27 protein-coding genes are annotated in these 14,247 nt (G+C 41.0%); all 27 read right to left on the reverse strand.

Going from position 1 to position 14,247, the window contains the following annotated elements:
- Positions 1 to 15 precede the first annotated feature (15 nt).
- Positions 16 to 441, reverse strand: coding sequence for a 50S ribosomal protein L17 (gene rplQ / locus QJV33_RS03745; protein ID WP_281462068.1), 426 nt, complete (start codon positions 439 to 441; stop codon positions 16 to 18).
- Positions 442 to 471: 30 nt separating this feature from the next.
- Complete coding sequence (locus QJV33_RS03750; RefSeq protein WP_040363645.1) at positions 472 to 1,491, reverse strand: DNA-directed RNA polymerase subunit alpha; 1,020 nt, start codon at positions 1,489 to 1,491, stop codon at positions 472 to 474.
- Between the two features lie 118 nt (positions 1,492 to 1,609).
- On the reverse strand, positions 1,610 to 2,002 hold the full coding sequence (gene rpsK, locus QJV33_RS03755) for a 30S ribosomal protein S11 (RefSeq protein WP_008853178.1): 393 nt from the start codon (positions 2,000 to 2,002) through the stop codon (positions 1,610 to 1,612).
- 51 nt (positions 2,003 to 2,053) lie between these two features.
- Positions 2,054 to 2,431, reverse strand: coding sequence for a 30S ribosomal protein S13 (gene rpsM, locus QJV33_RS03760; RefSeq protein ID WP_008853177.1), 378 nt, complete (start codon positions 2,429 to 2,431; stop codon positions 2,054 to 2,056).
- Positions 2,432 to 2,633: 202 nt separating this feature from the next.
- On the reverse strand, positions 2,634 to 3,296 hold the full coding sequence (locus QJV33_RS03765; protein ID WP_281462069.1) for an adenylate kinase: 663 nt from the start codon (positions 3,294 to 3,296) through the stop codon (positions 2,634 to 2,636).
- Entirely contained in the window at positions 3,293 to 4,642 is a 1,350-nt protein-coding gene (gene secY / locus QJV33_RS03770) for a preprotein translocase subunit SecY (RefSeq protein WP_281462070.1), read from the reverse strand. Before secY ends, QJV33_RS03765 begins: the two co-directional genes overlap by 4 nt.
- A 132-nt stretch (positions 4,643 to 4,774) precedes the next feature.
- Positions 4,775 to 5,263 carry a 50S ribosomal protein L15 gene (gene rplO / locus QJV33_RS03775; protein ID WP_281462071.1) on the reverse strand — a complete coding sequence of 163 codons (489 nt, stop codon included), beginning with the start codon at positions 5,261 to 5,263 and terminating at the stop codon, positions 4,775 to 4,777.
- Between the two features lie 4 nt (positions 5,264 to 5,267).
- Entirely contained in the window at positions 5,268 to 5,459 is a 192-nt protein-coding gene (gene rpmD / locus QJV33_RS03780) for a 50S ribosomal protein L30 (protein WP_281462072.1), read from the reverse strand.
- A complete protein-coding gene (gene rpsE, locus QJV33_RS03785) occupies positions 5,452 to 6,030 on the reverse strand; it encodes a 30S ribosomal protein S5 (RefSeq protein ID WP_281462073.1) in 579 nt (192 codons plus the stop codon). Before rpsE ends, rpmD begins: the two co-directional genes overlap by 8 nt.
- A gap of 12 nt (positions 6,031 to 6,042) precedes the next feature.
- On the reverse strand, positions 6,043 to 6,405 hold the full coding sequence (gene rplR, locus QJV33_RS03790; RefSeq protein ID WP_281462074.1) for a 50S ribosomal protein L18: 363 nt from the start codon (positions 6,403 to 6,405) through the stop codon (positions 6,043 to 6,045).
- Positions 6,405 to 6,938: a 50S ribosomal protein L6 gene (rplF, locus tag QJV33_RS03795; protein WP_281462075.1), complete on the reverse strand. Its 534-nt coding sequence runs from the start codon at positions 6,936 to 6,938 to the stop codon at positions 6,405 to 6,407. The genes rplR and rplF overlap by 1 nt, the downstream gene beginning before the upstream one ends.
- A 10-nt stretch (positions 6,939 to 6,948) precedes the next feature.
- The gene (rpsH, locus tag QJV33_RS03800; protein WP_281462076.1) at positions 6,949 to 7,347 is read right to left on the reverse strand and encodes a 30S ribosomal protein S8; all 399 of its coding nucleotides are present in this window, start codon (positions 7,345 to 7,347) and stop codon (positions 6,949 to 6,951) included.
- 10 nt (positions 7,348 to 7,357) lie between these two features.
- A complete protein-coding gene (gene rpsN / locus QJV33_RS03805; RefSeq protein WP_271789335.1) occupies positions 7,358 to 7,663 on the reverse strand; it encodes a 30S ribosomal protein S14 in 306 nt (101 codons plus the stop codon).
- Between the two features lie 105 nt (positions 7,664 to 7,768).
- The gene (gene rplE, locus QJV33_RS03810; protein ID WP_281462077.1) at positions 7,769 to 8,338 is read right to left on the reverse strand and encodes a 50S ribosomal protein L5; all 570 of its coding nucleotides are present in this window, start codon (positions 8,336 to 8,338) and stop codon (positions 7,769 to 7,771) included.
- Between the two features lie 11 nt (positions 8,339 to 8,349).
- Positions 8,350 to 8,670 (reverse strand): 50S ribosomal protein L24, encoded by a 321-nt coding sequence (rplX, locus tag QJV33_RS03815; RefSeq protein ID WP_281462078.1) that lies wholly within the window; start codon positions 8,668 to 8,670, stop codon positions 8,350 to 8,352.
- Positions 8,670 to 9,038 carry a 50S ribosomal protein L14 gene (gene rplN / locus QJV33_RS03820; RefSeq protein WP_034335786.1) on the reverse strand — a complete coding sequence of 123 codons (369 nt, stop codon included), beginning with the start codon at positions 9,036 to 9,038 and terminating at the stop codon, positions 8,670 to 8,672. Before rplN ends, rplX begins: the two co-directional genes overlap by 1 nt.
- Before the next feature lie 14 nt (positions 9,039 to 9,052).
- On the reverse strand, positions 9,053 to 9,331 hold the full coding sequence (rpsQ, locus tag QJV33_RS03825; RefSeq protein WP_281462079.1) for a 30S ribosomal protein S17: 279 nt from the start codon (positions 9,329 to 9,331) through the stop codon (positions 9,053 to 9,055).
- Positions 9,332 to 9,345: 14 nt separating this feature from the next.
- Positions 9,346 to 9,582, reverse strand: a complete 237-nt coding sequence (gene rpmC / locus QJV33_RS03830) for a 50S ribosomal protein L29 (RefSeq protein WP_281462080.1) — start codon at positions 9,580 to 9,582, stop codon at positions 9,346 to 9,348.
- A gap of 2 nt (positions 9,583 to 9,584) precedes the next feature.
- A complete protein-coding gene (gene rplP, locus QJV33_RS03835) occupies positions 9,585 to 10,001 on the reverse strand; it encodes a 50S ribosomal protein L16 (protein ID WP_008853162.1) in 417 nt (138 codons plus the stop codon).
- A gap of 60 nt (positions 10,002 to 10,061) precedes the next feature.
- Entirely contained in the window at positions 10,062 to 10,739 is a 678-nt protein-coding gene (gene rpsC / locus QJV33_RS03840) for a 30S ribosomal protein S3 (RefSeq protein ID WP_281462081.1), read from the reverse strand.
- A 2-nt stretch (positions 10,740 to 10,741) separates the two neighbouring features.
- A complete protein-coding gene (gene rplV, locus QJV33_RS03845) occupies positions 10,742 to 11,137 on the reverse strand; it encodes a 50S ribosomal protein L22 (RefSeq protein WP_281462082.1) in 396 nt (131 codons plus the stop codon).
- Between the two features lie 2 nt (positions 11,138 to 11,139).
- On the reverse strand, positions 11,140 to 11,418 hold the full coding sequence (gene rpsS, locus QJV33_RS03850) for a 30S ribosomal protein S19 (protein ID WP_271827483.1): 279 nt from the start codon (positions 11,416 to 11,418) through the stop codon (positions 11,140 to 11,142).
- Positions 11,419 to 11,433: 15 nt separating this feature from the next.
- Positions 11,434 to 12,264, reverse strand: coding sequence for a 50S ribosomal protein L2 (gene rplB, locus QJV33_RS03855; protein WP_281462083.1), 831 nt, complete (start codon positions 12,262 to 12,264; stop codon positions 11,434 to 11,436).
- Positions 12,265 to 12,281: 17 nt separating this feature from the next.
- Entirely contained in the window at positions 12,282 to 12,578 is a 297-nt protein-coding gene (locus QJV33_RS03860) for a 50S ribosomal protein L23 (protein WP_281463382.1), read from the reverse strand.
- Positions 12,579 to 12,613: 35 nt separating this feature from the next.
- Positions 12,614 to 13,228 carry a 50S ribosomal protein L4 gene (gene rplD / locus QJV33_RS03865; RefSeq protein ID WP_281462084.1) on the reverse strand — a complete coding sequence of 205 codons (615 nt, stop codon included), beginning with the start codon at positions 13,226 to 13,228 and terminating at the stop codon, positions 12,614 to 12,616.
- A 5-nt stretch (positions 13,229 to 13,233) separates the two neighbouring features.
- Positions 13,234 to 13,923: a 50S ribosomal protein L3 gene (gene rplC, locus QJV33_RS03870; RefSeq protein WP_034335758.1), complete on the reverse strand. Its 690-nt coding sequence runs from the start codon at positions 13,921 to 13,923 to the stop codon at positions 13,234 to 13,236.
- Positions 13,924 to 13,933: 10 nt separating this feature from the next.
- On the reverse strand, positions 13,934 to 14,242 hold the full coding sequence (gene rpsJ, locus QJV33_RS03875) for a 30S ribosomal protein S10 (RefSeq protein ID WP_040363643.1): 309 nt from the start codon (positions 14,240 to 14,242) through the stop codon (positions 13,934 to 13,936).
- Positions 14,243 to 14,247: the final 5 nt, after the last annotated feature.

The following is a 14,247-nucleotide window of genomic DNA, read 5'->3' on the forward strand; positions in this document are numbered from 1 at the left end:
CTGCAAAATTATAAATTAAGCAGCGAAATCATCTATTTCTTCAACTTCAGGTTTTGGACCGCTATCCAAACCTTTAGCATTGACATCGCGTTCAACAAGTTCGATTACTGCCATGTTTGCTGCATCGCCATAGCGAACACCAGCTTTTAATACGCGGCTATACCCACCTTGACGGGATTTATAGCGTTCTGCAATCGTAGAAAATAACTTAGAAACAATTGTTTCATCACGTAATAATGCAAATGCTTGTCTACGTGCATGTAAATCACCACGTTTACCAAGAGTAATTAATTTTTCTACAACTGGGCGCAGTTCTTTTGCTTTTGGCAAAGTTGTTGTAATTTGTTCATGCTTGATTAAAGCAACAGCCATGTTACGGAACATCGCTTTACGATGGGACGTTGTAACACCAAGCTTACGGCCAGACATACCGTGACGCATAATTTATTCTATCCTTTTTTGTTCAAAATGCTAAAACAGCTCATCCAGCCGTTTTGCTAACTCTTCGATATTTTCAGGTGGCCATGCTGGCACATTCATTCCAAGGGATAAGCCCATTGATGAAAGAACTTCTTTAATTTCATTCAATGACTTACGACCAAAGTTAGGTGTGCGCAACATTTCCTGTTCAGTTCTTTGTACTAAATCACCAATATATACGATATTATCGTTTTTCAAGCAATTTGCACTACGAACTGACAACTCAAGTTCGTCCACTTTACGCAATAAATTACGATTAAATGGCAAGTCTTCTTGAGGCTCTTCGGCTTGAACAGGTTTTGGTTCATCAAAATTAATAAAGAGTTGTAACTGATCCTGTAAGATACGTGCTGCCAAAGCAACAGCATTTTCAGGCGTTACAGAACCATCTGTTTCCAAAGTTAATAACAATTTGTCAAAGTCAGTTACCTGACCAACACGTGTTGGCTCAACTTTGTATGAAACACGACGAACAGGAGAATAAATAGCATCAATAGGAATCATACCAATTGGTGCATCCTCTTGACGATTTGCTGCCGCTGGAACATAACCTTTACCCATAGAAACGGTAAATTCCATCCCAAGCTTTACCCCATCATCAAGCGTACAAATAACCAAATCAGGATTCATAATTTCGATATCATGATCTGTTTGAATTTGCCCTGCTGTCACTTGTCCCGGACCAACCGCAGATAAAATCATACGTTTGGGACCTTCACTATGCATACGAATAGCAAGTTGCTTTACGTTCAACACAATGTCAGTAACATCTTCACGAACCCCATTTACAGAGGAAAATTCATGAAGAACACCATCAATACGGAGCGCTGTTACAGCTGCCCCTTGAAGGGAAGAAAGAAGTATTCGCCGAAGCGCATTACCGAGCGTCATGCCGAAGCCACGTTCAAGCGGCTCCGCCACCACGGTCGCCACATTAGATGACGCCGAGCCCGGTTCGACTTCCAGCTTCTCTGGTTTTATAAGAGATTGCCAGTTTTTTTGGAGGACCAAGGTGGTGGCCTTTCAATTCAGAATTTTGCCATAGAGGCGACAAAATCCTAACCAAAAGATTAGGATTAATCTTCTGTTATTTTTCTAAAAAACTTTAGAGAAATAACAAAAAAACGGATTAAACGCGACGTCGTTTACGTGGACGACATCCGTTATGTGGCACTGGGGTCATATCCCGAATAGAAGTGACGGTAAAACCAACAGCCTGTAATGCACGTAATGCACTTTCACGACCTGATCCTGGACCAGAAACTTCAATTTCAAGTGTCTCCATACCATGTTCACGTGCTTTTTTACCAGCATCTTCTGCAGCCATTTGCGCTGCATAAGGTGTTGATTTACGAGAGCCTTTAAATCCTTGCGCACCTGCTGAAGACCAAGAAATAGCATTCCCTTGAACATCAGAAATTGTAATCATTGTATTATTAAACGTAGACAAAACATGTGCTACGCCAGAAATAATGTTTTTGCGTTCTTTTTTTCTAAGACGCGGAGCGGCGGGTTTCGCCATGACTTTTTTTATCCTGTTGTTTAGTTACAAAAATAAAAACCAACCTAGGAACTAGCGTGTTGCTTTTTTCTTACCAGCAATAGCAACTGCCTTACCTTTACGCGTACGCGCATTCGTATGGGTTCTTTGCCCTCTGACAGGTAAACCACGACGGTGACGCAAGCCACGGTAGCATCCTAAATCCATTAAACGTTTAATATTCATGGCGACTTCACGACGAAGATCACCTTCAACTTGATATTCACTATCAATTAACTCGCGAATCTTCAGAATTTCATCGTCTGAAAGTTCGTTCACTCTGCGTGCTTCAGGAATTGAAAGTTTATTACAAATTTCCTGTGCTTTTGTAGGCCCAATGCCATAAATATAACGCAGACCAATTGCTACCCGTTTGTTTGTCGGGATGTTTACGCCGGCAATACGCGCCACGCCTGTTACTCCTCAATTAACCTAAAAAAAATTCAGGCTTATTTCTTTAACAATCGGCTACTCAACAAAAACACAACTACTTTTTATAAAGTAATGTTTAAAAATAGCCAACAACCTAAAATACCTATAAAGGCAGCAATATAACCTTCCTGCCTTTAGAGTCAATACCGCAACACAAAAAATTTATTTTGTATAAAGAATTCTAGTTGCTCAGTTTAATTTGTTTTAAAACTTGGTCAATGTCTTTTCTGACATCTTTCACGCTTTTCATCCCATTTATTGCATATAAACAGTTTTTTTTCTGATAGTATGGCAATAATGGCGCAGTTTGCTTACGATATGTTTCTAATCTTGCTAAAACAGTATCTTTATTATCATCAGCTCTGGCAACAAAGTCCGTTGAGCCACAACTATCGCAAACCCCTTCTACCATGGGGTGCTTAAATTGCTTATGGTAACTTGCACCACAGCTTGCACAACTAAATCGACCTGAAATCCGTTCTGCTAAAATTTCTTCATCAACTTCCAAAGAAAGTACTGCATCCAATTTCATTCCTTGAGAAGCAAACATTTTATCGAGCGCTTCAGCCTGCCCTAAACTACGAGGGAAACCATCAAGAATGAAACCATTTTTACAATCATCTGCTTGGATTCTTTTTTGAATCATGGAAACGATTAAATCATCTGGTACTAATTCCCCATTATCCATGATTTTTTTTGCAAGTTTACCAATATCTGATTCTGCTTTTACCTCAGCACGTAGCATATCCCCTGTAGAAATTTGAGCTATTTTATATTCTTGTGCGAGATACTGAGATTGTGTTCCCTTACCCGCTCCAGGAGGTCCTAAAAAAACTAACTTCATCGCTTCTTCCCTTTACCACCACGAGACTTACGCAATAAACCTTGATATTGATGCGCAACTAAATGAGACTGTACTTGTGTAACAGTATCAATCGTTACTGAAACAATAATAATCAAACTCGTCCCACCAAAATAAAACGGAACATTATAATGATTAATTAAAAATTGCGGCAACAAACAAACTGCAACAAGATACAAAGCACCAATTGTCGTTAACCGTGTTAAAATCGTATCAAAATACGCAGCTGTATTTGCACCAGGACGTATCCCTGGAATAAAGCCACCTTGCTTACGCAAGTTATCTGCTGTTTCTTTCGGATTAAAACTGACCGCAGCATAAAAGAAAGAGAAGAAAACAATCATCGCTGCATAAAACAACATATACAAGAAACGACCATTACTAAATTCTTGTCCGATAAATGCCAACCAACCTGGGGTAGAATCACTCGATAAAAACCCTGCAATCGTCACAGGAATCAACAGAACAGAAGATGCAAAAATAGGAGGAATAACCCCAGCAGTATTTACTTTAAGCGGCATGTGAGTGGAATCGCCACCATACATACGTTGCCCAACTTGTCGTTTAGGATATTGAATCACGACGCGTCGTTGTGCTTGCTCCATAAAAACAATAAAAGCAATCGTAACTGCTGCTAGAACCAAAAAGATTACAACAAAAATTGGTGATAATGCACCCGTATAACCTAAATTGAATAAACTTGCTAAAGCTGTAGGCAGATTCGCAACAATCCCCGCAAAGATAATTAAGGAAATACCATTCCCTACCCCTCTTGCAGTAATTTGCTCACCCAACCACATTAAGAACATCGTTCCACCGACCAACGTTATAACGCAAGTCGCCGTAAAAAAGAATCCAGGATGAATCACTGCGTTGCCTGCTGGCGTGCTCATGCTGGCAAGACCAACTGCAATACCGTAGGCTTGAAATAGCGCAATAAACACGGTCAAATAACGTGTATACTGATTCAACTTCTTCCGCCCTTGTTCTCCCTCTTTTTTAAGTGCTTCCAAAGATGGCATAGCCGACGACATTAATTGAATAATAATCGATGCACTAATATAAGGCATAATGTTTAGGGCAAAAATCGTCATACGACCTAGCGCACCACCACTAAACATATCAAACATGCCCAAAATACCGCCTTGATGTTTTGCAAGTAATTGAGCCATAATTGCAGCATCGACACCAGGAACAGGAATATACGTACCCAAACGGTAAATAATCAAAGCCCCTAGGGTAAACCAAATGCGTTTTTTTAATTCAGTGGCTTTAGAAAAGGCACTGAGATTAATATTAGATGCTAATTGCTCGGCCATAGAGGCCATAATCTTATCCTTTCAGAAAAAACAGCGTCACCGCAAATAGTTACGGGACGCTGTATTTTTTAACCTTAAGATTTATTGTGTAATATATCTGATAAATATATATCATTAAACAAAAAATATTACAGCCATACTTTAGGCATCTGCAGATACATCCCCAGAAGGAACCAATAGCTTAACTGAGCCACCAGCTTTTTTTACTGCTTCAAGTGCTGCAACAGAAGCACCAGACACTTCAAGATTTACAACTTTATTCAGTTCACCTTTTGCAAGCAAACGAACACCAGCATATTTTTTACCTTTAAATAAGCCAGCATTACGCAATGCTTCTTCATTAATTACAGAAGACGCATTTAATTTGCCACTCTCGATTGCCACAGACAAAGTATCTAGATTAACTTCAGCATAAAGCTTGCGGAAGATATTCTTAAACCCTCTTTTAGGCAAACGACGGTAAAGAGGAAGCTGTCCCCCTTCAAAGCCATTAATCGCAACACCAGATCTAGCATGTTGACCTTTATGACCTTTACCTGAGGTTTTACCTTTACCAGATCCAATACCACGACCTAAGCGTTTTTTGCGATATCTAGAGCCTAAATTGTCACGAAGTTCATTTAAGTTCATTAAATTATCCCTCCACCTTTACAAGGTGGCGAACCTTATTGATCATGCCTTGTACAGCTGGTGTATTTTCCAACTCACGAGTGGCACCAATACGATTCAACCCTAAACCAACTAATGTTTGTTTTTGATATTTTTGACGACCAATTGCTGAAGCTATTTGAGTCACTTTAACTTTACCAGCTTTAGAATCAACCATTTACAACCTCCGCATTTTGTGCATTAGTTGGAGCTTCACGGCGTCCCAAAATTTCAGAAACCTTTTTACCACGTCTTGCTGCAACAACCCGAGGGCTTGCACAATGACGTAACGCATCAAAAGTTGCTTTGACCATGTTATGAGGATTTCGTGAACCTGTTGACTTAGCAACAACGTCATTAATCCCAAGACTTTCAAAAACAGCACGCATTGGACCACCAGCAATAATACCAGTTCCTGCTTCTGCTGATCTTAAAATCACTTTACCAGCTCCAAAACAGCCTTGAACATCATGATGCAATGTTCTGCCTTCTTTCATTGGAACACGGATCATTGATTTCTTAGCTTGTTCTGTAGCTTTACGGATTGCCTCAGGAACTTCTCTGGCCTTACCAGAGCCATACCCAACACGACCACGTTGATCACCAACAACAACCAATGCTGCAAATGCAAAACGGCGACCGCCTTTTACAACTTTAGCAACACGATTGATCGTTACAAGCTTGTCAACCAAATCATCATTTTCACGTTCACGTCCTGCGCGACCGCCTTCTTTAACTTCACGTGCCATTCGCGACCTCCTTTAGAACGCAAGTCCGCCCTCACGGGCAGCCTCAGCCAGCGCTTTAACGCGCCCATGATAAATATAGGAGCCACGATCAAACACGACCTGTTCCAACCCAGCAGCTTTTGCACGTTCAGCAATTAACTTGCCAACTGTGCGAGCAGCATCAATATCAGCTCCAGTTTTCAATTGTCCTTTTAATGCTACATCTAAACTAGAAGCAGCAGCCAAGGTTTTACCAGCTACATCGTCAATAACCTGAGCATAAATATTTTTGCTAGAACGGAATACTGAAAGACGCGGACGTCCATTTCCTTTCTGACGAAGCTGATAACGCAACCGTCTACGCCGGCGCGTTTGTAATTCACGTTGCGTACCCATTATTTCTTCTTGCCTTCTTTACGACGTATGACTTCATTATCATAACGAACACCTTTGCCTTTATAAGGTTCAGGCTTTCTAAAATTACGAATGTCCAAAGCAACTTGACCAACACGTTGCTTATCGTTTCCTTCAACAGTAACAGCTGTGGGACGAGGCGTTGTAATTTTTATATCAGCAGGAATCGGATAAACAATATCGTGTGAATAGCCAAGATTCATAACCAAGTTTGAACCTTGAACAGACGCACGGAAACCTGTTCCTGTTATTTCTAAAGTTTTACTATATCCTTCAGAAACACCATGAACCATATTTGCAACCAATGCTCTTGTTGTTCCCCACATTGCTCTCGCTGCGATTGCTTTACTTTTTGGGCTAACGACAACTTGATTGTCTTCAATTTTGGTTTCAACATGTTCAGAAACAGGAATAGAGAGCTCTCCTCTTTTTCCTTTAATTGTCATGTTACCATTTACTAAAGTAACTTGTACCCCTTGTGGAATCTGTACGGGGTTTTTGCCTACGCGTGACATTTAATTCCCCTTAGAATACACGACAAAGAACTTCGCCACCAACATTAGCAGCGCGCGCTTCAACATCAGATAAAACACCACAAGGTGTTGAAAGAATAGATACACCAAGACCTGCATAAACACGTGGTAGTTCTTTGATCTTTGAATATACGCGACGACCAGGCTTAGAAACTCTTTGAATTTCTTTAATAACAGGTTCGCCATCAGAATATTTTAATTCAATACGAAGCTGGCAAACACCTTTACGCAACTCTTCTTTTTTATAGCCGCGAATATAACCTTCACGTTTTAACGCTTCTAAAACATTCGATCTTAAGTTAGAAGCAGGGGCTACACAAAATGTATGACGAGCAGATTGCGCATTACGAATACGGGTGAGCATATCACCTAATGGATCAGATAATGACATCTACAGCCCCTTACCAACTTGACTTAACCATACCGGGAATCTGCCCAGTAGATGCTAGTTCACGCAATGCAATACGGCATAGCTCGAATTTACGATAATTACCACGAGAACGTCCTGTCAATTTACAACGCAAACGTACTCTCACGCGAGATCCATTACGAGGCAATTGTGCCAATTTCAAAGAAGCATCAAAACGATCTTCAACAGGCAACGCTCTATCCATTACAATATTTTTCAATGCAATACGTTTTTCTTTATCACGTGCAGACATACTAGCACGCTTCGCATTGCGGTAGATGGCGGAAGTTTTTGCCATGTTTTATTTTACCCTCCGGAACTTGTCGAAAAAATCGACCGTTTTCCAAAAATAAACAGATTTGCAAGGTAACATAAAATTACCTTGCAGCGAAAAGAAACAATCTTACCCAACGAAAGGTAAGGAAAATGCTTTTAATAAAGCTTTTGCTTCTTCGTTTGTTTTAGCAGAAGTTACAAAAATGATATCCATACCACGAACATCGTCTACTTTATCATAAACGATTTCAGGAAATACGATTTGTTCCTTCAAACCCATTGCAAAGTTACCATTGCCATCAAAGCCTTTGTTCGCAGGTAGACCTCTAAAGTCACGCACACGAGGCAAAGCAATTGTTACCAAGCGGTCTAAAAACTCATACATACGACGACTGCGCAATGTAACTTTACAACCAATTGGCAAGCCAGCACGTATTTTGAAACCAGCAATAGCTTTCTTGCTTAATGTTTTAACCGCTTTTTGACCCGCAATCAAGGTCATTTCTTCTGTTGCGTTATCTAATTTCTTTTGGTCGCCAACAGCTTCGCCAACACCCATGTTTAAAACAATTTTTTCAAGGCGTGGAATTTCCATATCATTTTTATATGAAAACTGTTCACGTAAATTTTTACGCAGCTCGTTTTTATAAAGTGTATAAAGGCGAGCTTCAGATGCCGTTTGAATATTTTCTGACATTCCTCTCTCTCCTAACTTTCAATCACTTCGCCAGTAGCTTTGGCAATACGAACTTTACGACCATCTTCCAGAACTCTAAAACCAACACGCGTTGGTTTTCCAGATTGTGGATCAACGAGCTTCAGATTAGACAAATGAACAGGTTTTTCACGTTCAATAATTCCACCTTGCTCACCCATACGGCTTGGTTTCTTATGGTGCTTTGCAACAGCAACACCACGAACAACGGCTTTATCTTCTGTTGGATTAACAGAAAGAACTTCACCTTTGACCCCTTTATAAGGTCCGGTAATCACGATAACTTGATCACCTTTTTTAATGCGTGCAGCCATTATAGAACCTCCGGAGCTAGGGAGATAATTTTCATAAACTTACGAGCACGCAATTCTCTGACCACAGGTCCAAATATACGCGTCCCAATAGGTTCACTTTGTTTATTAATTAACACAGCTGCATTCTTATCAAAACGAATAGATGTGCCATCAGCACGACGTACAGGATAACTCGTACGTACGATTACAGCCTGATGAACTTCACCTTTCTTTACCTTGCCACGAGGAATAGCCTCTTTGACAGATACGACAATCACGTCGCCGACCGAAGCGGTTTTCCGCTTTGAACCGCCCAGCACCTTAATGCACTGCACCTCTCTTGCGCCTGAATTATCAGCCACGGTAAGGTTGGTCTCGGGATGGATCATGTCTTAAGCCCCCCTTAAACTTTTACGCTGGATACTGATGTTGCTGCCTCAAGAGGAGCACCATTACGAGTAATCACAGCCCATGATTTTCTTTTAGAAATTGGAGGAGATTCAATAATACGAACCATATCCCCAATTTTACATTCATTTAATTCATCGTGCGCCGCATATTTTTTTGAACGACGAATGAATTTTTTATAAAGCGGATGCATAACACGACGAACAACCAGTACAGTTACTGTTTTGTCCATCTTATCGCTTGTCACCCGACCAGTCAGAACGCGCCTTGGCATTGCCCACGAACTCCTTAGGACTTGCTGGTGGATGCAACTGCACCCACGGCGTTTTTGTTTAATTCACCCATGATGGTTTTGATACGTGCAATATCACGACGAATCACACCAACACGGCTGACACCCTCATTTTGACCTGTCGCACGTTGAAAACGTAAGTTGAATTGTTCACGTCGTAGATCAACTAATAACGTTTTTAATTCATCAATGGTTTTGGCGCGCAGATCAGCTGGCTTATATGCCTTTGCCATTCTTAAGCCTCCCCTATGCGGGTTATGAATTTTGTTTTAATTGGCAACTTAGCTGCGCCAAGTGTCAATGCTTCTTTAGCAATCTCAGGTGAAACACCTTCGATCTCAAACAAAATACGACCAGGTTTAACACGAGCAACCCAAAATTCAGGAGATCCTTTACCAGATCCCATACGAACTTCAGCAGGTTTACTTGACACAGGAAGGTCAGGAAATACGCGAATCCATACACGCCCCATACGCTTCATAGCACGAGTGATCGCACGACGTGAAGCTTCAATTTGACGCGCAGTAATACGTTCAGGTTGCAGAGCTTTTAGACCATAAGTACCAAAATTCAACTCTGTCCCACCCTTCGCATTACCATGGATACGACCTTTATGAGCTTTGCGGAATTTAGTCCGCCGCGGAGATAGCATTATTTAATATCCTCATGCGTTGTAATAGTCTTTTATAACTATTAAACTCCAAAAAATCAATTACCGTTGTGGAACTTGATCAGCAGCACGGCGATCTTGTGCTAATGGATCATGAGCCATAATTTCGCCCTTAAAGATCCAAACTTTCACACCACACTTACCGTAAGTTGTTTGTGCTGCTGCAACACCGTAATCAATATCTGCTCTTAATGTATGCAAAGGCACACGTCCTTCACGATACCATTCTACACGAGCAATTTCAGCACCACCTAAACGACCACTACAATTGATACGAATACCTTGTGCACCTAAACGCATTGCTGACTGAACAGCACGCTTCATCGCACGACGGAAAGCAACACGTCTTTCTAACTGTTGTGCAATATTTTCAGCAACAAGAGTTGCATCAATTTCAGGTTTACGAATTTCAACGATGTTTAATGCAACATCTGCATTTGCCATTGTTGCCAATTCTTTACGCAAACCGTCAATATCTTGACCTTTTTTACCGATAACAATACCAGGACGTGCAGCATAAATGGTAACACGAGGTTTCTTAGCTGGACGTTCGATAACAACACGTGAAACACCCGCACCAGCCAATTTTTTACGTAAAAAGTCACGAAGTTTGAAATCTTCAAATAACAATCTCGTATAATCTTGGTCTGCATACCAACGACTATCCCAAGTACGGTTAATACCTAGACGCAAACCAATTGGATTAACTTTTTGACCCATTATTATGCTGCCTTTCCTTCATCGTTGTCATCACGTTCTGCAACTACGATCTTTATGTGACTAAAGAATTTTTCAATTTGTGCTGAACGTCCACGACCTCTTGCATGAAAACGACGCATAACCATAGCTTTACCAACTTCAGCTCTAGATACAACCAAACGGTCAACATCAAGCTGATGGTTATTCTCAGCATTTGCAATAGCACTTTCAAGTATTGTTTTTACTTGTTGAGCAATTCTTCGCTTTGAAAAAGTTAACTTCGCTAATGCTTGAGACACAGGTTCGTTACGAATCAAACCTGCAACTAAATTCAATTTACGCGGACTTGTTCTGATATTACGACCTACTGCTTGAGCTTCGTTTTCAGAAAGTGCACGTGGATGCTTTGGTTTACTCATAACTAGCCCCGCTTTGCTTTCTTATCTGCAGCATGCCCATTGTAAGTACGTGTAGGAGAAAATTCACCGAATTTATGACCTACCATATTTTCACTTACTTGCACTGGCAAAAACTTGTGACCATTATACACACCGAAAACCAAACCAACAAATTGTGGTAAAATGGTTGAACGGCGTGACCAAATTTTAATCACATCATTACGACCAGAAGCACGAGCTGCCTCAGCTTTTTTTAATAAATACCCGTCTACAAACGGGCCTTTCCAGACGGATCTTGCCATCTTTTATTCGCCCCTTTATTTACCTGTCTTACGACGCCGGATGATCAAGCTATCCGTACGTTTGTTGACTCTAGTTTTATAGCCTTTTGTTGGTTTACCCCAAGGAGTAACTGGATGACGACCACCTGAAGTACGACCTTCACCACCACCATGTGGATGGTCAACAGGGTTCATCACAACACCACGGTTATGAGGACGACGTCCTTTCCAACGAGTACGACCAGCTTTACCAAAATGTTGGTTCATATTATCTGGATTAGATACTGCGCCAACAGTTGCCATACATTCACCACGAACCAAACGCAATTCATTAGATTGTAATTTGATTTGTGCGTAACCAGCGTCTTTACCAACTAATTGTGCATATGTTCCAGCAGAGCGAACCAGTTTACCACCAGCACCTTCTTTAAGTTCAATGTTATGCACAATAGTTCCAACAGGAATAGCAGCCAAAGGCATTGCGTTACCAGGTTTCACGTCTACACGTTGACCAGCAACAACAACATCTCCAACTTTCAAACGTTGTGGAGCTAAAATATAAGACAACTCACCATCTTCATACTTAATTAAAGCAATGAAGGCTGTGCGATTTGGATCATATTCTAAACGTTCAACAGTTGCAGGCATATCAAACTTACGACGTTTAAAATCTACGTAACGATAAGATTGTTTATGACCACCACCAATAAAACGAGAGGTAATACGACCATTGTTATTACGACCACCAGTTTTGTTCTTACCTTCAGTAAGAGTTTTAACTGGCTTTCCTTTCCAAAGCTCCTTACGATCAATTAAAATCGTTCCACGAAGACTTGGAGTAACTGGATTAAAATGCTTTAATGCCATTAATTCCTACCTTACGTTTAAGACAGCTTTGTGGTCAAATCAATTGATTGACCTTCAGCAAGCTGAACAAACGCTTTTTTAATATCAGAACGACGCCCTAAACGACCTTTAAATCTTTTAGTTTTACCCTTTAATACAAGAGTATTGACACCCAAAACTTTCACATCAAATAGAGTTTCGATTGCAACTTTAATTTGTGTTTTAGTTGCGTTTGGAGCCACTTTGAAAGCAACCTGATTTTTTTCGGTTAACATAGTTGCTTTTTCAGTAATCAAAGGCGCACGAATGATATTAAACATCGCTTCGCGAGACATTGTTTCTGCTTTGCGACGAAGAGCTAGAATATTTGTCATACTAAGCGCTCCTTTAACCCATCAACTGCAGCACGAGTAATTGCCAAAACATCATGATTTAAAATATCATAAACGTTCGCACCAATCGTAGGAAGAATATCTACAGAGTGAATATTTCTTACTGCGTGACCAAAATTTTCATCAACGGCTGTATCTACGATCAACGCAGAATTCCAACCCAAAACTTTTAATTTTGCAGCCAATTCGGCAGTTTTAGCAACACCATTAGCTTGGTCGATAATCACCAACTTACCTTCTGATAATTTCTGAGACAAAGCAGAAATTAGCCCAAGTCTTCTGACTTGCTTAGGAAGGCTATACCCATGACTACGAACGACTGGACCATGAACAACACCACCAGTACGGAAATGTGGACCACGCAAGGAACCTTGACGTGCATTACCTGTACCTTTTTGACGAAATGGTTTTTTGGTTGTGCCTGAAACTTCACTACGTCCCTTAGCTTTGTGCGTACCAGCACGACGTTTTGCAAGCTGCCAATGAACCACTCTCGCCATAATATCTGCACGAGGTTGAACTTCAAACAACTCAGCAGGAAGAGTGATATTACCAGCACTTCCATTATCGAGGGTTTTGATTTCTACATCCATTTCCCTCAACCTTTCTCTGCTACCGTTGCTAATGCAGCAGGAAATGGTGCATCCGCATGACGGGCTTTCTTGATCGCATCACGTACGAGGACAAAGCCATTCTTTGCACCAGGCACTGAACCTTTTATCATGATCAAATTTTTCTCAACATCTACAGCAGCGACTTCTAAATTTTGAGTGGTAACTCTTTCATCACCCAAATGCCCTGCCATCTTCTTATTTTTAAAAGTTTTACCAGGATCTTGACGATTACCTGTAGAACCATGTGAACGGTGACTAACTGAAACACCATGGGTTGCTTCCAAACCACGGAAATTCCAACGTTTCATCGCACCAGCAAAACCTTTACCTTTACTGGTTCCAGTTACGTCAACTTTTTGACCAGCCACAAAATGTGCAGCAGTCAATGCTGATCCTGATTCAAGCAATGCATCTTCAGAAACTCTAAATTCAACAAGCTTCTGTTTTGGCTCAACTTTTACTCGTGCAAAGTGACCACGGTTTGGTTGGCTAACATTCTTAACCTTAGCTTTACCAATCCCTAACTGAACAGCTGTATAACCGTCACGGTCTTGTGTACGAGTATCTACTACTTGCACTTCATCTAAGTGCAATACAGTGACTGGCACATGTGTGCCGTCCTCTTTGAATAGTCGGGTCATCCCCAACTTTTTTGCGATCAATCCTGTACGCATCGTCTGGACCTTATAGCTTTATCTCGACATCCACGCCAGCGGCGAGGTCAAGTTTCATGAGAGCATCCACGGTCTGCGGGTTAGGCTCAACAATATCTAACAAACGTCGATGAGTTCTAATTTCGAACTGTTCACGACTCTTCTTATCGATATGAGGAGAACGGTTAACTGTAAACCGTTCAATATGCGTTGGTAAAGGAATGGGTCCTCTTACCTGCGCCCCCGTACGCTTCGCTGTATTTACAATTTCTTTGGTGCTGTTGTCAAGCACTCTGTAATCGTAAGCTTTCAGGCGAATACGGATATTTTGGCTTTCCATTTTCT

Source organism: Commensalibacter nepenthis (genome assembly GCF_029953305.1).
GTDB lineage: Bacteria > Pseudomonadota > Alphaproteobacteria > Acetobacterales > Acetobacteraceae > Commensalibacter > Commensalibacter nepenthis.